The sequence below is a fragment of the Streptomyces sp. CA-179760 genome, assembly GCF_050937045.1.
GTDB lineage: Bacteria > Actinomycetota > Actinomycetes > Streptomycetales > Streptomycetaceae > Streptomyces.
This window is the reverse complement of sequence record NZ_JBNJLZ010000001.1, coordinates 8,313,261-8,329,769: the sequence shown is the minus strand read 5'-3', so window position 1 is coordinate 8,329,769 and position 16,509 is coordinate 8,313,261. Positions and strand designations below refer to the sequence as shown.

The 16,509-nt window shown below is 71.7% G+C and carries 13 protein-coding genes, 2 pseudogenes and 1 riboswitch; of the genes and pseudogenes, 2 read left to right on the top strand and 13 right to left on the bottom strand.

Features of this window, described 5'->3' with window-relative positions; all coding sequences use genetic code 11:
- Window positions 1-13: 13 nt before the first annotated feature.
- The 9 genes and pseudogenes from ACQEV8_RS37675 to ACQEV8_RS37635 form a co-directional block, all read right to left on the bottom strand.
- On the bottom strand, window positions 14-931 hold the full coding sequence (locus ACQEV8_RS37675) for a LysR family transcriptional regulator (protein WP_432969885.1): 918 nt from the start codon (window positions 929-931) through the stop codon (window positions 14-16).
- Between the two features lie 26 nt (window positions 932-957).
- Entirely contained in the window at window positions 958-2,160 is a 1,203-nt protein-coding gene (locus tag ACQEV8_RS37670) for a glycine C-acetyltransferase (protein WP_432969882.1), read from the bottom strand.
- Window positions 2,161-2,195: 35 nt separating this feature from the next.
- Window positions 2,196-3,224, bottom strand: a complete 1,029-nt coding sequence (tdh, locus tag ACQEV8_RS37665; RefSeq protein ID WP_432969879.1) for an L-threonine 3-dehydrogenase — start codon at window positions 3,222-3,224, stop codon at window positions 2,196-2,198.
- A gap of 181 nt (window positions 3,225-3,405) precedes the next feature.
- The gene (locus ACQEV8_RS37660) at window positions 3,406-3,978 is read right to left on the bottom strand and encodes a GAF domain-containing protein (RefSeq protein ID WP_432969876.1); all 573 of its coding nucleotides are present in this window, start codon (window positions 3,976-3,978) and stop codon (window positions 3,406-3,408) included.
- A gap of 61 nt (window positions 3,979-4,039) precedes the next feature.
- Window positions 4,040-4,669: a GTP-binding protein gene (locus tag ACQEV8_RS37655; RefSeq protein ID WP_432969873.1), complete on the bottom strand. Its 630-nt coding sequence runs from the start codon at window positions 4,667-4,669 to the stop codon at window positions 4,040-4,042.
- Window positions 4,647-5,016 (bottom strand): annotated as a pseudogene (locus ACQEV8_RS37650) (DUF742 domain-containing protein). The gene ACQEV8_RS37655 and the pseudogene ACQEV8_RS37650 overlap by 23 nt, the downstream one beginning before the upstream one ends.
- 2 nt (window positions 5,017-5,018) lie before the next feature.
- Window positions 5,019-5,453, bottom strand: a complete 435-nt coding sequence (locus tag ACQEV8_RS37645; RefSeq protein WP_432969870.1) for a roadblock/LC7 domain-containing protein — start codon at window positions 5,451-5,453, stop codon at window positions 5,019-5,021.
- An 86-nt stretch (window positions 5,454-5,539) separates the two neighbouring features.
- Window positions 5,540-7,411: an ATP-binding protein gene (locus tag ACQEV8_RS37640; protein ID WP_432969867.1), complete on the bottom strand. Its 1,872-nt coding sequence runs from the start codon at window positions 7,409-7,411 to the stop codon at window positions 5,540-5,542.
- Between the two features lie 397 nt (window positions 7,412-7,808).
- Window positions 7,809-9,074 carry an MBL fold metallo-hydrolase gene (locus tag ACQEV8_RS37635; RefSeq protein ID WP_432969864.1) on the bottom strand — a complete coding sequence of 422 codons (1,266 nt, stop codon included), beginning with the start codon at window positions 9,072-9,074 and terminating at the stop codon, window positions 7,809-7,811.
- Between the two features lie 124 nt (window positions 9,075-9,198).
- Here ACQEV8_RS37635 and ACQEV8_RS37630 point away from each other — a divergent pair.
- Window positions 9,199-10,376, top strand: a pseudogene (locus tag ACQEV8_RS37630) (Glu/Leu/Phe/Val dehydrogenase dimerization domain-containing protein).
- 63 nt (window positions 10,377-10,439) lie between these two features.
- Complete coding sequence (locus ACQEV8_RS37625) at window positions 10,440-11,042, top strand: TetR/AcrR family transcriptional regulator (protein WP_432969861.1); 603 nt, start codon at window positions 10,440-10,442, stop codon at window positions 11,040-11,042.
- A gap of 36 nt (window positions 11,043-11,078) precedes the next feature.
- On the opposite strand, the gene ACQEV8_RS37620 is transcribed toward ACQEV8_RS37625, so the two are convergent.
- The 4 genes from ACQEV8_RS37620 to ACQEV8_RS37605 form a co-directional block, all read right to left on the bottom strand.
- A complete protein-coding gene (locus ACQEV8_RS37620; RefSeq protein WP_432973285.1) occupies window positions 11,079-11,864 on the bottom strand; it encodes an SGNH/GDSL hydrolase family protein in 786 nt (261 codons plus the stop codon).
- Between the two features lie 145 nt (window positions 11,865-12,009).
- The gene (locus ACQEV8_RS37615) at window positions 12,010-12,726 is read right to left on the bottom strand and encodes a DUF6250 domain-containing protein (RefSeq protein ID WP_432969858.1); all 717 of its coding nucleotides are present in this window, start codon (window positions 12,724-12,726) and stop codon (window positions 12,010-12,012) included.
- 173 nt (window positions 12,727-12,899) lie between these two features.
- Window positions 12,900-13,823 carry a M23 family metallopeptidase gene (locus ACQEV8_RS37610; RefSeq protein ID WP_432969855.1) on the bottom strand — a complete coding sequence of 308 codons (924 nt, stop codon included), beginning with the start codon at window positions 13,821-13,823 and terminating at the stop codon, window positions 12,900-12,902.
- A 4-nt stretch (window positions 13,824-13,827) separates the two neighbouring features.
- A riboswitch (cyclic di-AMP (ydaO/yuaA leader) is annotated at window positions 13,828-13,984 on the bottom strand.
- Window positions 13,985-14,315: 331 nt separating this feature from the next.
- The gene (locus ACQEV8_RS37605) at window positions 14,316-16,400 is read right to left on the bottom strand and encodes an alpha-galactosidase (RefSeq protein ID WP_432969852.1); all 2,085 of its coding nucleotides are present in this window, start codon (window positions 16,398-16,400) and stop codon (window positions 14,316-14,318) included.
- Between the last annotated feature and the right edge of the window lie 109 nt (window positions 16,401-16,509).

The following is a 16,509-nucleotide window of genomic DNA, read 5'->3' as shown; positions in this document are numbered from 1 at the left end:
GGTTTCCCACTCCTCACACCGGCAGCGGCTGCGCCTGGGCCGCCGTGCGGAGCGCGTCCAGCACCGGGCGGATCAGGGGATGCTCCTCGGCTCCCCGGCGTACGGCGGCGAAGACGCGCCGGGTGGGGGCGGTGCCGTCGACGGGGCGGACGACCACGCCCGTGAGGTCCATGCCGCGCAGCGCCGAGCGCGGCACCAGGGCGACGCCGGCGTCTGCGGAGGCCAGGGCCACGACCGCGCGGAAGTCGTCCGAGGAGTGCTCCATACGGGGCTGGAAGCCGGCGTTCTCGCAGGCCAGGACCACCACGTCATGACAGGGATTGCCGGGGTACGGGCCGATCCAGGAGTCCTTGGCCAGTCCGGCGAGCGGGACCTCCGGCGCGCCGGACAGTGGGTGGGTGACCGGCACCACCGCGTCGAAGGGCTCGGCGTACAGCGGTACGTGGGCCAGTCGCGGATCGTCGGCGGGCGGGGCACCTCGGTACTCGACGGCGACGGCGACATCGACCTGCCGGTCCAGCACCATCGGCAGGCTGGCGTCGCCCTCGGCGTCCTGGACTCGGATACGGATCCCGGGCGCGGACTCGGCGAGCCTGGCCACCGCGGGTGCCACGACCAGGGCGATACCCGTCGCGAAGGAGGCGACCGTGACGGTGCCCGCGGCTCCCGAGCTGTACGCGGCCAGCTCGGCCTCGGCCCGCTCCAGCTGGGCGAGGACCGCGTTGGTGTGGTCGAGCAGGATCTCACCGGCGGGGGTGAGCCGTACGCCCTTGGCGCCGCGCTCGACGAGCCGGTGTCCGGTCTCCTGCTCCAGCGCGGCGAGCTGCTGGGAGACGGCCGAGGGGGTGAGGTACAGCGCGGCGGCAGCCGCCGTCACCGTACGGTGGTCCGCCACCGCACGGAGGATGTGGAGCCGCCGCGCTTCGATCATGCGATCGATTATCTCAAACGCGCCGCTCAGGCCTGCTCGGCGTCCAGCTCGGCCCGTGCCGCCACGAACGCGTCGACCGCGCGGTTGACGTCCTCCGTCGAGTGCGCGGCCGACAGCTGCACCCGGATCCGGGCCTGCCCCTGTGGCACGACCGGGTAGGAGAAGCCGATCACGTACACGCCGCGCTCCAGCAGCAGCTCCGCCATACGCCCGGCGACCGTCGCGTCTCCGATCATCACCGGCGCGATGGCGTGGTCGCCGGGGAGGACGTCGAAGCCCTCCTCGGTCATGCGGCCGCGGAAGAGGGCGGTGTTCTCGGCGAGCCGGACCCGCAGGTCGTCGGCGGACTCCAGCAGGTCGATGACCTTCAGGGAGGCCGCCGCGATCACCGGGGCGAGCGTGTTGGAGAAGAGATAGGGCCGGGAGCGCTGGCGCAGCAGGGCGACGATCTCGGCGCGGGCCGCCACATAGCCGCCGGACGCGCCACCGAGCGCCTTGCCGAGGGTGCCCGTGATGATGTCGACGCGGTCCATGACACCGTGCAGCTCGGGCGTGCCGCGCCCACCGGGGCCGACGAAGCCGACGGCGTGCGAGTCGTCGACCATGACCATCGCGTCGTAGCGGTCGGCCAGGTCGCAGATCTCGCGCAGCGGCGCCACATAGCCGTCCATGGAGAAGACGCCGTCGGTGACGATCAGCCGGCGGCGCGCGTCGGACGCCTCCTTCAGCCGGGCCTCCAGCTCGGCCAGATCACGGTTGGCGTAGCGCAGGCGGCGGGCCTTGGACAGGCGGATGCCGTCGATGATCGACGCGTGGTTGAGCGCGTCGGAGATGACCGCGTCCTCCGGACCGAGCAGGGTCTCGAACACGCCGCCGTTGGCGTCGAAGCAGGAGGAGTACAGGATCGTGTCCTCCTGGCCGAGGAACGCCGACAGCCGCGCCTCGAGTTCCTTGTGCACCTCCTGCGTGCCGCAGATGAAGCGGACGGAGGCCATGCCGTAGCCCCAGCGGTCCAGGGCCTCGTGGGCGGCGGCGACGACCTCGGGGTGGTCGGCGAGGCCGAGGTAGTTGTTGGCGCAGAAGTTGAGAACCTCGCCGGGGCGGCCACCCGCGGTGACATTGACGGTGGCGGACTGCGGGGTGCCGATCACGCGCTCGGGCTTGTGCAGGCCGGCGGCGCGGATCTCGTCGAGGGTGGCGCGCAGGTCGTCGCGCACGGAGTCGAACATGAGGGGGCTCCTGAGGTGCTTGCGGGACAGGGGATTCACGCGGTCCAGTCGAGGATGACCTTGCCGCCGCGGCCGCTCGCGGCGTCGGCGAACGCCGCCTCGAAGTCGTGGAAGCCGTACCGGCCGGTGATGACGGGCGCGAGGTCGAGGCCGCCTTCCAGCAGCACGGACATCGCGTACCACGTCTCGAACATCTCGCGGCCGTAGATGCCCTTGACGGTGATCATCGAGGTGACGATCCGGGCCCAGTCGACGGGGAACTCCTCGGCGGGCAGGCCGAGCATCGCGATACGGCCGCCGTGCGTCATGTTGGCGATCATGTCGCGCAGGGCCTCGGGGCGGCCGGACATCTCCAGGCCGATGTCGAAGCCCTCGCGCAGACCGAGCGCGCGCTGCCCGTCGGCGATGCCGGCGCCGGAGACATCGAGGGCGAGGCTCACCCCGACCTTGCGGGCCAGCTCCAGCCGCTCCGGGCTGACGTCGGTGATCACGACGTTGCGGGCGCCGGCGTGCCGGGCCACGGCCGCGGCCATCAGGCCGATGGGTCCCGCGCCGGTGATCAGGACGTCCTCGCCGACGAGCGGGAACGACAGCGCGGTGTGCACGGCGTTGCCGAACGGGTCGAAGATCGCGGCCACGTCGAGGTCGACGGGCACCCGGTGCACCCAGACGTTGGCGGCGGGCAGCGCCACGTACTCGGCGAACGCCCCGTCCCGGCCCACCCCCAGTCCCACCGTGGCCCGGCACAGATGACGGCGGCCCGCCAGGCAGTTTCGGCACTTGCCGCACACCAGATGGCCCTCGCCGCTCACCCGGTCACCGATGCCGATGTCGGTGACGTCCCGTCCGGTGCCGACGACCTCGCCCACGAACTCGTGCCCGAGCACGAGCGGGGTGCTGATGGCCTGCCGCGCCCAGCCGTCCCAGGCTCTGATGTGCAGGTCGGTGCCGCAGATACCGGTGCGCAGCACCTTGATCAGTACGTCGCCGGGCCCGACGGCGGGCTCCGGGACGTCCGTGAGCCACAGCCCGGGCTCCGCCTTCTCTTTGACCAGTGCCTTCACCGCTAGGGCTCCTGTGGGTGAGTCCCGGCTCCGGGCATGCCGAAGAAGCCCCTGGGCCGGGAGAGGAGTGGGATCGCACTGCAATCTGCCGTACGGCGGCCGCACCGGTCCATCGAGGATTTCTTAAGCGCCGCCTCAGCTTTCCTTCACGCCCTCAGGAGACCCCGGGGAACGCGGGCGCTCAGCAGGGCAGCGAGCCGTCCAGGCCCTCCAGCCGCAGGACGAGCTGCGCGGCGTGCTCCTTGATGGCCGTCAGGCCCGGCTTCCCCCAGGGCCGCGGCTCGACGTCCGCGACACTGACCGTGCCCAGCACCAGCCCCGTGCCGTCGAGGAGCGGCGCCCCCAGATAGGAGCGGATGCCGAACTCGTCCACCACCGGATTGCCCGCGAACCGCGGATAGTCGCGGACGTCCTCCAGGACCAGGGCCTTGCGTCGTGCCACCACATGGGGGCAGAAGCCATGGTCGCGGGGCAGGGCACGGCCCACCTGAGGGCTGGTGCCGTCGCCGCGCACCACCGGCGCGACAGCCGGGACGTACAGGCCGGCGTAGAACTGCCGCTGCTCGTCGGGAAAGTTGACCATGGCGTACGGCGCCCCGGTGAGTTCGGCGAGGCGACGCGCGAAGGCGTCGAGTGCGGGTTCGGGGCGCTCCCCCAGACCCAGTCGGCGCAGTCGGTGGGTACGGGCGGGGGCCTCCTTGTCCTCGGGGGTGAGCAGCAGACGACCGGCCGGGCGCGGCGGGTCGTAGCTCATGGGCGTACTCGGGAAGTGTGGGCATGCGTCATACAGGGGCTCCGTGGCAGGTGTGAGGGGGTCACATATGGGCGCCGTACCCCGTCGTGGGGGCCGGGGTGTGGGCGATGAGGTGGCGCACGAGGGTCAGCAGGGTCCGGACCCCGGAGCTGGAGATCCGGGCGTCGCAGCACACGACGGGGACGTCCGCGGCCAGGTCGAGGGCCGCGCGCACCTCCTCGGGGGCGTAGCGGTGGGAGCCGTCGAACTCGTTGACGGCGACGATGAAGCCGAGGCCGCGCTGTTCGAAGAAGTCGACCGCCGCGAAACACTCCTCCAGACGGCGGGTGTCGGCGAGGATGACCGCCCCGAGAGCGCCCTCGCACAACTCGTCCCACATGAACCAGAACCGCTCCTGGCCGGGTGTGCCGAACAGATAGAGCACGTGTTTCGGGTCGAGGGTGATGCGGCCGAAGTCCATGGCCACGGTCGTCTCGACCTTGTTCTCGATGCCGTCGAGGTTGTCGGTCGCGGCACCGACAGTAGTAAGAAGCTCCTCCGTGCTGAGCGGCGCGATCTCGCTGACCGCGCCGACGAAGGTCGTCTTGCCCACGCCGAACCCGCCCGCGACCAGGATCTTGAGCGCGGTGGGGAACGGATCGGCGCTGCCGCGCGGTCCGTCGGCGTAGTCAGAGCTGTCGTCGTAGTCCATCGAGCACTGCCTCCAGAAGAGCCCGGTCCGTCGGGTTGTGGTAGAACGCGGGGGCTTGTCGGTCAGCGCCCCGCAGTCGACGAGGTCCGCCAGCAGCACCTTGGTGACGGCCACCGGCAGTTTCAGATGGGCGGCGACCTCGGCGACCGCGACGGGCGCGCGGCACAGGTCGAGCGCCTGCGTGTGCTCGGGGCCTAAATAGCCGAGGGGGTCGCCCCGGTGGCCATCAGCTGCGACATGAGGTCGAGCGCGACGGTGGGACGGGTGCGGCCGTTGCTGACGGTGAACGGGCGCACCAGCCGCCCGGCCGCGTCGTCGAGCCAGGGCCCGTCACCGGCCGCCGTCACGGTCAAGGCCTCATCGCCGGGGATTCGACGGACTGCTGCCGGGGAGCGGTGACCAGGTAGGGGCGGACGCTCTTGACCAGCATCGCCATCTCGTAGCCGAGCACGGCGGCGTCGGCCTCGCGGCCGGCGAGCACGGCCAGGCAGGTGCCGGCGCCGGCGGTGGTGACGAACAGCAGGCTCGAGTCGAGTTCGACGACGACCTGCCGCACGTCACCGCCGTCGCCGAAGCGGACACCGGCGCTGCGGCCGAGGGAGTACAGACCGGAGGCCAGGGCGGCCATGTGGTCGGCGCTGTCCGGGTCGAGGCCGTGCACGGACTTCACGAGCCCGTCGCAGGACAGGAGTACGGCGGCGTTCGTGTGCGGTACGCGCTGCACGAGGCCGCTCATCAGCCAGTCGAGATCGGATACCTGGGCGGTCGGCGCATCGCTCGCCATGGTGGATCGACTCCTTGGGGTACGAAGGTCTGCGGGAGCGCTGGGGGTGGGGGTGGACAGGGGTGTGGGGGTGGATACGGGGGTGGTCATCCGGCGGGTGCGCTCCCGTCCTGCCGGGTGGTGGTGCTGTGGTCGGTGTGCACCGGCTCCATGTGCCCCGACTCCATGTGCTGTTGGGCCTCGGCGAGGCTGATGCCACGCTGGAAGGCCGCCATCAGACCGGGGTCGTGGCCGACGAGGTACTCGGGGTCCTGGCGCGGCGTGGGACCGTCGCGCAGCTGGGGTGCGATGTGCTCCTGGGCGCGGCGGCGGGGCAGTTGGGGTTTGCCCATGGTGCCGCGCACGGCGCCGTTGTGGGGAGTGGGCGGCTCGGTGACGTTCCCGGCGAGGACGCGCCGGTCGTCCGGGCTGATCCCGGGCCGTGCCTCGGCCGGGGTGGGCCGCTCCCGGCGGGTTCCGCGCACGGGCAGGGGCGCGGGGTGGCCGTTCTTCGGGGTTCCGCCCGAGTCCGGTTCGGTTTCCGGCTGGTGCGCTCGGGACGTGGCACCCGACACGGACGAGAATCCGTACCCCGTCGGGGACCCTGACGCGGGTGCGGAACCGGACTCGGGCGGGCCGCCGGGGCCGACCCCGCCGGGCACCGCTCCCTCGGCCGAGGGGGACCTCATGGACTCCGCCCGGGCTCCGGCCTCGGCCACCGTCCCGGCTCCGGCCGCGGGCCGGCTGCCCTCCGACGCACCCGCCTCCGCCCCCAGCAGCGCCTGCGGCACGACGAGCACCGCCTGCACTCCGCCGTAGATGTTGCTCTGGAGGCGGACGTTGATGCCGTGCCGCCGGGCGAGCTGGGAGACCACGAACAGGCCGATGCGTCCGTCCGCGAGGAGCCGGGCGACGTTCACCTGGTCCGGGTCGGCGAGCAGGGCGTTCATCCGCGTCTGCTCCTCGACGGGCATACCGAGTCCGCGGTCCTCGACCTCCACGGCGAGCCCGGAGGTGACGAGGCCCGCGCGCAGCAGCACCTGGGTCTGCGGGGCGGAGAACACCGTGGCGTTCTCGACGAGTTCGGCCAGCAGGTGGATGACGTCGGCGACGGCGTGGCCGCGCAGGGTGCCGTCGATCGGCGGCACGAGTTTGACGCGCGAGTACTGCTCCACCTCGGCGATGGCCGAGCGCAGCACCTCGGTCATGGAGACGGGGTTGCTCCACTGGCGGCGGGAGACCGCCCCGCCGAGCACGGCGAGGTTCTCGGCGTGCCGGCGGATGCGGGTGGCGAGGTGGTCGACATGGAAGAGCCCCTTGAGCAGCTCGGGGTCCTCCATCTCGTTCTCCAGCTCGTCGAGGATGGAGATCTCGCGGTGCACCAGTGACTGCAGGCGCCGGGCGAGGTTGACGAACACCTCGAGCTTCTGTTCGCTGCCGGCCTGGCTGGAGAGTTGCGCGGCTTCGACGACGGCGGTGAGGGCGCCGTCGTGGGCGCGGGTCAGGTCGGCGGCCAGAAGGTCGAAGTCGTCGGCGTCCTCGGCGGGACCGCCGCGCTGGTCGTCGGGGCCGGGCTGTGGCGGGCCGTCGCCGCGGCGCAGCGTCTCGACCAGGGCGCGCAGGTCGGCCTCGCGCCGCTCGGTGGTGCGGCGCAGCGCGCCGATGCGGTCGTGCACGGACCGGGCGGCGCGATTGGCGGCCACGGCGGCGACGACGATGCCGACGAGGGTCACCGAGACCGCCCCGGCGAGCACGGCCCACAGGGTGAGGCCCGGCCGCGCTCCGGTGGACCGGACGGTGAAGAGGACGGCGGCACAGCCGCTGAGGGCGACGGCGACGGGCGGCAGCACGGCGAGACGCAGCAGTTGGGGCCGTATATGGGTCTCGGGCAGCGCGGGTGCGGTGCGGGCGGCCGGCCGCCCGTGCCGCCCGCCCTCACGGCGGTCTGCGCGTGCGGCGGGGGCGCGGAGGTGAGACATCGGTGTCCTCGTGCTGGTCCGTCGGTGCTGGCTGCCAGGGGGGCTCGCGGGCGTGCGATCGGGCTCGCGTGGGCGGCGGGGATCCCCGTCGCGTCTACTCCCTCGTCCGCCTTGCGCCTGCACGTGCCGGTCCCCGCTCCCTGATCCGCCTGCTTTCCGACGGCCACTGACAGTAGTCGCCAGCGCATCATGTGCGGTGGGCAGTTGACAAACTCATACGGTGAGCGTCCTGCTCTGGTATGAGGTCTCGTACGACAGACCGATATCCCGGGCGCGCACCCGGCCGTTAATGGACACAGCACGATCCGACCTGGTCAGAAGCAGTCACACGGAAAGGGCGAGGGCCGGGGAGCCTTCAGCTCCCCGACCCTCGCCGTCTCCGTCCCGTCGGCCCCCGTCAGCCCGCCGGGAGCGTCTCGGGGTCCTCGGTACCCTTGGCCGACCCTCCCCGACTGTCACCCTCCGTATCAGTCTGGGCCATGGCTGCCGGGTCCGCCACGGTCTTGATCGTGGCGTCCGCAGGGGCCTCCCCGGCCGGAAAACCACCCGCCGGGGCGAGCGCCACCGCACGCCACCACGGCTCGGACGGGACGGTCTTTGCCGTGGGCTCGAAAGGCTCGCCGGGGCGGGGCAGGGCGATCCGGGCACCCACCGCGCGGGCCGCCGCGGCCGTCCCCTCGCCCGGGTCCGCCCACGGATGGGTCGCGAGGTTGAAGGTGGCCCAGTGGATCGGCAGCATCGGGCCGTGCTCCGGTCCGCCCTGGAGGTCGAGGTGGGCGCGCATGCCCTCCTCGGGGGTCATGTGGATGTCTGGCCAGAAGTCGGAGTACGCGCCGATCTGGATCATCGTGGCGTCGAACGGTCCGTGCTCGGCGCCGATCTCCTTGAAGCCGTCGAAGTAGCCGGTGTCGCCGCTGTGGTAGATCCGGTGCTCCTCCCCGGCCACGACCCAGGAGGCCCACAGGGTGTGCTGGGTGTTGCGCAGGCCCCGGCCGCAGAAGTGCCGGGCCGGGGTGGCGGTCAGGGCGAGGCCGCCGATCTTCGTGGTCTCGTGCCAGTCCAGTTCGCGCAGCCGGTCGGCGGACACGCCCCAGTGCTCCAGGTGCGCGCCTACGCCGAGCGGCACGGCGAACAGCGTGTCCGTACCTGCCAGGGCCTTGATGGTGGGCATGTCCAGGTGGTCGTAGTGGTCGTGGGAGATGACCACCACGTCGACCGGGCCGAGCGCGGCCAGCGGCAGGGGCGCCGGGTGCAGCCGCCTGGGTCCGGCGAAGGGGAACGGGGAGCAGCGCTCGCCCCACACCGGGTCGAACAGGACCCGCCGGCCGTCGACCTCCGCCAGCACGCTGGAGTGCCCCATCCAGGTCAGCCGCAGCCCCGTGGACGGGGGCCGGGCGATGTCGGCGAGGGTGGTGGAGTGCACCGGCACGGTGCCCTTCGGACTGCGGCGGGGGCGGGTCTCCTTGTCGAAGAAGACCTTCGCGAAGTCCAGGGTGGAGCCGGAGGGCCGGGTCCGCGCGGGGCCGCCGGGGTTCTGGAAGACCCCGTCCTTGAAGTGGGGCGATCTGCGGATGCGCGCCATGCGCTCACCGCGCGGATCCGCGCCGAACGCCCCGGGCCGCAGCGCGCGGAGCCCGGTGCTCAGGGGACGGAAACCGGCCACGGTACCTCCAGGTGGAGTCGGTCAGGCTTTCCATTATGGTCGGCCCCTCCCGACAACACCGGGGCACCGGGGTCTCTTCCGGGGCGATACTGACCGGAGATTCAGTAACCCCGAAGGAGCCCGCATGGCCGGCCCTCTGCTGTCCCTCACCTGGACCGACCACCTCACCGGTCACCAGGGCTTTCTGGTCGTCGACCGGCTGGTGCGCGGTGTCGCCAGCGGCGGTCTGCGGATGCGCCCGGGCTGCACCCTGGAGGAGGTCACCGGCCTGGCCCGCGGGATGACCATGAAGGAGGCGCTGCACTACGACCCCCGGAGCCGCTACGTCCCGCTGGGCGGCGCCAAGGGCGGCATCGACTGCGACCCCCGGGACCCTGAGGCCTACCCCTGCTCGTGCGCTACCTGCGCGCGATGCGGCCGTACATCGAGAGCTGCTGGACGACGGGCGAGGACCTCGGGCTCACCCAGGACCTGGTGGACCGGGCCGCCGCCGAGGCGGGGCTGGTCTCCTCCATACAGGCCGTGTATCCGCTGCTGGACGACGAGGCCGAGGCGCGGCTGCGGCTCGGGGACGCGTTCGCCGTCGAGGTGGACGGCCTCGGCCTCGACGAGCTGGTCGGCGGCTGCGGTGTGGCCGAGGCGGCTCTCACCGCCCTGGACCGGGCCGGGGTGCCGTACACGGGGACGAGGGTCGCCCTCCAGGGACTGGGCACCATGGGCGGGGCGACCGCCCGCTTCCTCACACGCGCGGGGCTTGAGGTCGTGGCCGTCGCGGACCTCAAGGGCACCATCGCCAACCCGGCGGGCCTGGACGTCGAGGCGCTGCTCGCCGCGCGGGACGCCCACGGCACCGTGGACCGCTCCGCGCTGCGGCCCGGCGACCGCGAGTTGCCCGGCGACGCGTGGCTGTCGGCCGACACGGACGTCCTGGTCCCCGCGGCCGTCTCGTACGCGATCGACTCCGGGAACCAGGAGCGGATCACCGCCCGCTGGGTCGTCGAGGCGGCCAACATGCCCGTACGACCGGAGGCGGAGTTGCTGCTGGCCGCGCGCGGGGTGACCGTACTGCCGGACGTGGTGGTCAACTCCGGGACGAACGCCTGGTGGTGGTGGACGCTCTTCGGGGACATCGGCGCCGACGCGGAGGAGGCGTTCGCCCACACCCGCGGCTCGATGCGGGCCCTCGTCGAGCGGATGCTGGCCCGGGCGCGGACCGACGGGACGACACCGCGGACGGCCGCCCACGCGATCGCGGCGGACCGGCTGCCGGTGATCGCGGAGCGCTTCGGCTGGTACCGCTGAGGGACGGCGAACCGGCCGAATCCACACGTCAAGAGGGTGCACGCGCATGTGTAGGGTGACGGCGTGACGAGGGTCCGGTTGAGCGTGGCGGAACGGCGCGGTGATCTGCTGCGGGCCGCCGTCGAGCAGATCGAGGCGCGGGGCGTGACGGCGGTCAGGATCGCCGACATCGCCTCGGTGCTCGGTGTGAGCAACGCGCTGGTCCTCTATCACTTCTCGACGAAGGAACAGCTGGTGGCCGCCGCGTTCCGGCACGCGGCGGAGGGCGACCTCGCACATCTGCGCAAGCTGCTGGGCCGCCGGACGTCCGCGCTGCGCCGGCTGCGGTCGGCCGTACGGTGGTACGCCCCGACGGGCCAGGCCAAGGGCTGGCGGCTGTGGATCGAGGGCTGGGCGGCGGCGCTGCGCGAGCCCGCGCTGCGGGAGGTCGCCCAGGACCTCGACCGGCAGTGGAAGGCGGCCATCGCCGAGGTCATCGCGGAGGGCGTGGCGGCCGGCGAGTTCCACTGCCCCGACCCGCACGGCACGGCCCTGCGCCTCACCGCCCTGCTCGACGGACTCGCCGTCCAGCTGACGTCCTACGAGGGTGCGGTGCCGCGGGCGCGGGAGTGGGTGGAGGACGCGCTGTCCCGGGAACTGGGCTTGGAGTCAGCGGCCCTGCCGTGAGCCCGTCGCCCCCGGGCACCCCCACCCCGGCCGCACTCACGCCACCGAATCGATCCGCATCCTGATGTCCGCCGGTGACAGCGCGCCCTTGGCCGTCACGTGGTCACCCGACGACTCCCCGCGCAGTCGGCGTCCGATCCACGGCACCAGGAACTCGCGTGCCCAGTGGACGTTGTCCCGCCGGATGTCGAGAGTGCCGCGGGGCGGCAGCGGGGGCCACTCCTGCTCGGGGTCGGCCGGTACCTCAAGCCCCAGCACCTGCCCCGCGCGGAGCGCCACGCGAGTGTGCCCGTCGGGTGACAGGTGCAGCCGGTCGGCGTCCCAAGCCCGGCGGTCCTGGACACTGCGCAGGGACCACAGGTCGAGCACCGGGCAGCCGTACCGGTCGGCGATGGCCCGGACATGCCCGTTGTACGTGGCGATCTTGCCGCGCAGATGCTTGAGCACGGGCACGCCACGGGTGTCGAACCCGGTCGTCACCATCACCGTGCCGGCCACCGCGGCCAGCTGGGCGATGGCACTCTCGAACCGCTCGGCCACCTCGTCCGGGTCGGTGCCGGGCCGGATGATGTCGTTGCCCCCGGCACAGAAGGAGACGAGGTCCGGGGCCATGTCGACGGCCCGCGGAAGCTGGTTCGCCACGATCTGGTCGAGGAGTTTTCCGCGTACGGCCAGGTTGGTGTACTGGAAGTCGCCTTCGGGCCTGCGGTCGGCGAGCAGCACGGCGAACCGGTCGGCCCAGCCGACGAACGCCCCCTCGGGGCCGGGATCGCCGACGCCCTCGGTGAAGCTGTCCCCCACCGCCACGTACGACCCGATCACTGCTCTGCTGTCACTCTTCGAATCGTCTGCCACAGCCGCTCATGATTCACCCTCGAATGTGACCTACGCGACCGTAGGAAGGGGTTGACGGGCGGTGATATAAGCCACTCCTAAAGTGTTCGCCAACTCCGGAATAGGCCACCCGTCAACGATGTTGCGGGGTCAGTCGCCAGACCCGGAAGCCCGTGATCCGGAAGTGGCTCCACACGGTCCGGAAGGCGAAGTGCCCGCTCGTGTACGGCTGCGGGTCGGTGTGGTCGAAGACGAGCCGCCCGTTGTTCCACCACCGCACCGTCGACCCGTCGGAGACGATCCGGACCCGGTTCGGCTCGCCCGGGACCAGCAGCGGCTCGGTGTAGTCGTGGATCAGAGGACGCACACCTGCCTGGCCCACGTAACGCCGCAGCCGGGTCGTGGTGTTGTAGTTGGCGCCGTACCCGGCGTAGTACGCCGTCAAGTGGTCGTACTCCTCCAGCGCCCCGCCACGCGGCGTCGCGAAGAGGTCCTCCGGGGAGCGGACGTCGGTCGCGTTCCAGAAGTTGTTGAGGTCCGAGACCCGGTCGTTGACCCCGCCCTCGGCGACGGGCGTCGCGGTGTACTCGATGACGTACGGCCCCTCGAGACGCCGTCTGAACCAGACGGTCGCCCCGCCGGGTACGTCGATCTCCAGCACGCCACGGGAAGCGGTGACGGTGCCGCCGTCCTGGAGTTCGGTCGCCCACTGGGCGAGACCGTGGCGGAAGCCGTCGTGGGCGATGAGGCGGCGGTGCCGGGGCGCGGCGGTCGCGCTCCCCGTCGGGGCGAGGGCCGCCAGCGCGGCTCCGGCGGCCAGGGCTCCGAACGTTCTGCGGGTGGTCGGCACGGGACACAGCTCCTTCAGAAAGCGCTTGCACTCACGACGGGATCACTGTGTCCCAACTGCCGCCCCCTGTCGATCCCTTGAGACGATCGACGGATGCGCACACACCGAAGGCCGGACCCGGGGATCGGGGTCCGGCCTTCGGCCGCGTGTCAGGCAGGTGGTCGTGCGATCGGTCAGCCCACGGAGACGCCGTGCGAACGCAGGTAGGCGACCGGGTCCACGTCCGAGCCGTAGTCCGGCGTGGTGCGGATCTCGAAGTGCAGGTGCGGTCCGGTCACATTGCCGGTCGCACCGGACAGACCGATCTGCTGCCCTGCCGTCACGGTCTGGCCGGCCGAGACGGAGAGCTGGGACAGGTGGGCGTACTGCGCGTACTTGCCGTCCTCGAGCTGGATGACGACCTGGTTGCCGTACGCGCCGCCCCAGCCGGCGGAGACGACCGTGCCGGCGCCGACGGCCTTGAGCGAGGTGCCGGTCGGGACGACGAAGTCGACACCGGTGTGGTAGCCGCTGGACCACATGCTTCCGGACATGTGGTACGGCGTACCGACGGAGGCGCCGTCCACCGGGAGGCTGAAGCCGGAGGCCTCGGCGGCCGGCTTCGCCGCGGCCGGCTTCGCGGCGGTGTCGGCCTTCGAGGACGACTCGGAGGCGGACGACTTCTCAGCCGACGCCTTCGGCTTCTCGGCCGCCTTGGGCGCGGACGACTGCGTCTTGGGCGCGCTCGCCGCCTTCTTGCCGATCGAGAGCTTCAGGCCCGGGTGGATCAGCGACGGGTCGGAGCCGACGGCGTCACGGTTGTCGCTGTAGAGCTTCTTCCAGCCGCCGCTGACGTGCTGGTCGCCGGCGATCTTCGCGAGATAGTCGCCGGCCTTCACGGTGTACGTGTGGGCGCCCGTGGCCTTCTCGGCGGCCTTCTTCCCGGCGGCCGGAGCGGACTGGACGGCCTTTTCCGGGGCCGACTGCGGGGTCGCGGCATGGGCGCCGGCGGCCCCCATGAGCGGAAGGGCGAGGGCGGCCCCACCGGTTCCGGCGACGGCTATGGAGCGGGTGAAACGCTGGGACTTCGGGCGGCGATGCTTACCCTTCGCGGGCATGGCGGATTCCTCTCCGGCGCCTGCGAGGTGAGCTGTCGGGTGCGGGCTGGAGATGCCCGGCCGCGCCGAAGTGCGGCTGTACCCCAAGCCGTTCCGGGAACCGGAACAGGCGTCTTACCTGTGGGTCCCCCGCTCCTGCCATACACGGGTGAGTGTGTGCGGGCTCCGGGCGGCGGCAGGATTAGGCGTCCGTCCGGATTGGTGTGGAACGTAAGCGACCGAGACGCAATGGGACAAGCTTGCGGTTGCCCGTGAGGACGTTTTTCTTGACGCGTCGGCACATTTCCCGTCACCGAGCGTGGATTCGCGATCTCTGTTTTTCCTCAATGCCCCTGAATAACGCAAGAATTACGTGAACATGATGACAACACATCGTCACGAATATGACGATGGTCACGCACCCCGACCTCATCTCCTTTACGATCGGGGCACGTTATACCGAAACACCTGAAAGGCCTTAAGTTCCCTAATCGCCAGATTCGGACAGAACGGCTACTTGCATCGAAGGCGGACGATCGTGGCGTCCAGGTCCCCGCGCAGACCGACCCGCAGTCCGTGATGGGCGAGTACGGCCCCTCGGTGAACTTCGCCCGTTTCGAGGCATTCGTACACCGCTGCCGGGGCGAGGCCCCGAAGCCGTAGAGCCGGAACGGGCTCGCCGTAGCGCTGCGCCTGGAGCCAGGCGAGGACGACGGTCTCGTCACCGAGGACGTACTGCACCGCGCTCAGGCCGCCCTCCGGGGGTCGCAGCCGGTACAGGTCGCCGCGCTGCACCACGGGCCGGATCTCCTTGTAGAGCCCGACCCACTCCCGCGCCTCGGCGAGCTCCTCCGGCGTCCATCGCGTGAGGTCGCCGCCCACCCCGAGCACTCCGGCCATGGCGCTGACGAACCGGAACCGCAGGGAACTGGCCCGCTGGTTGAGCATGGCGTTCGGGCTGTCGGTGACCCAGGCGGCCATGACCCGGGCCGGATGGATCTGGCTGAAGCCGTGCTGGATGGCGAGCCGGTCGAGCGGGTCCGTGTTGTCGGAGGTCCACACCTGGTCCGTGCGGCCCAGCACCCCGAGGTCGATGCGCCCGCCGCCCCCCGAGCAGGACTCGAAGGCCACCCCGGGGTGGGCCGCCCGCAGCCGGTCCAGCAGGGCGTACAAGGCATGGACGTGGTCGACCCAGAGCCGCTGCGGGTAGGGGTCGTCCGGCCAGCCGGCGTCGGTGAAGCAGCGGTTGAAGTCCCACTTGACGTAGTCGATCGGCGCGCTGGAGAGCAGCCCGTCGAGCTGCTCCCACAGGTACTCCTGGACATCCTCGCGGGCCAGGTTCAGTACGAGCTGATTACGGAACTCCGTCCGCTTTCGTCCTGATTGGTACTGCACCCAGTCGGGATGCGCGCGGTACAGGTCGCTGTCCGCGTTGACCATCTCAGGCTCGACCCAGATCCCGAACTGCATGCCGAGGCCGTGCACATGGTCGGCGAGCGGCTTCAGCCCGCCCGGGAAGCGGTCGGGATTGGGTGTCCAGTCACCGAGCCCGGCCCGGTCGCTGGTCCGGGACCCGAACCAGCCGTCGTCGACCACGAACAGCTCGACACCCATGGCGGCGGCCCGCTCGGCGAGCGCCCGCTGCTGCTCCTGCGAGATGTCGAACTCGGTCGCCTCCCAGGAGTTGAACAGCACCGGGCGGTCCTGGTCCGCGTCCGGGACGACGTGGGCCCGCTGCCAGGCGTGCCAGGCGCGGCTGGCCCCGCCGAAGCCGCCGTCGCTCCAGAGCCCGGCGAAGACGGGGGTGGTGTACGACTCGCCCGTGCCCAGCCTCAGCAGCCCCGAGTCGTCGTACCCGGCCCCGCCGGTGATCTGCACGCGCGCGTCCGGGAGCTGGGCGACCGAGATCCGCCAGGACCCGGACCAGCCCAGGGCGCAGCCGTAGACCTCCCCGCGCTCCTCGGTCGCGTCGGTGTCGAGCGCGACCCATGGCAGATGCTGGTGGGAGGTGTGGCCGCGGCGGCTGCCGATGACCTTCTCGCCGTAGGTGAGGGCGGAGCGCGTCAGCCGCGACTCGGCACCCCACCGGCCGTGCAGCTGGGAAAGCCGCCAGGTGTCGCGGTCGGGCAGGGTCCAGGTGGCGGAGTCGGCGCGCAGCACCTCGACGTCCGGCCCCTGGTTCTCCAGGGTCACCCAGCGCTCGACGACATCGGCCGAGGAGCGCATCCGGTAGTGCAGCGTGACGGACAGGTCGCCGTCGCGGAAGCGGAGCCGCAGCCCGCCGCCCTCGGCGTCCCCGGTGTCATGGCCCTCGTAGGACCACTCGGTGCCGCGGCGCTCGGCGGTGCGCACGGACAGGGCGGGCCGGGCGAAGCGAGGGCCGCCCTCGACCGGATACTCCTCGCGTCCGTCGAGCGGGGACTCGAAGGCCCAGTAGTCCGGCAGCGGCCGGACGGCCAGGGCCTGGGCGTCGGCGAGGCCGATCCGGGCGCCCCAGTGCAGGTGCAGCAGCTCGTCCCGGTCGGTGACGTGGACGGCGTAACTGCTGGCCGGCCCCGAGAGCACCCATGTACGACCGTCTTCGGAGATCTCCAGCATCAAGCCCTCACAGATTCGAACAAGCCCGACCAGGTGCGACCAGGCACGAACATAATCAAGGGCTTCGGGGGCTCCCGGCAACGTCTGTGGACAACTCATTGCCCCTGAC

Excerpts from the sequence above, each read along its gene's own strand:
- ACQEV8_RS37675 (WP_432969885.1), bottom strand. The coding sequence starts at position 931 with ATGATCGAAGCGCGGCGGCTCCACATCCTCCGTGCGGTGGCGGACCAC.
- ACQEV8_RS37670 (WP_432969882.1), bottom strand. The coding sequence starts at position 2,160 with ATGTTCGACTCCGTGCGCGACGACCTGCGCGCCACCCTCGACGAGATC.
- ACQEV8_RS37660 (WP_432969876.1), bottom strand. The coding sequence starts at position 3,978 with ATGAGCTACGACCCGCCGCGCCCGGCCGGTCGTCTGCTGCTCACCCCC.
- ACQEV8_RS37655 (WP_432969873.1), bottom strand. The coding sequence starts at position 4,669 with ATGGACTACGACGACAGCTCTGACTACGCCGACGGACCGCGCGGCAGC.
- ACQEV8_RS37645 (WP_432969870.1), bottom strand. The coding sequence starts at position 5,453 with ATGGCGAGCGATGCGCCGACCGCCCAGGTATCCGATCTCGACTGGCTG.
- ACQEV8_RS37640 (WP_432969867.1), bottom strand. The coding sequence starts at position 7,411 with ATGTCTCACCTCCGCGCCCCCGCCGCACGCGCAGACCGCCGTGAGGGC.
- ACQEV8_RS37610 (WP_432969855.1), bottom strand. The coding sequence starts at position 13,823 with ATGCCCGCGAAGGGTAAGCATCGCCGCCCGAAGTCCCAGCGTTTCACC.
- ACQEV8_RS37605 (WP_432969852.1), bottom strand. The coding sequence starts at position 16,400 with ATGCTGGAGATCTCCGAAGACGGTCGTACATGGGTGCTCTCGGGGCCG.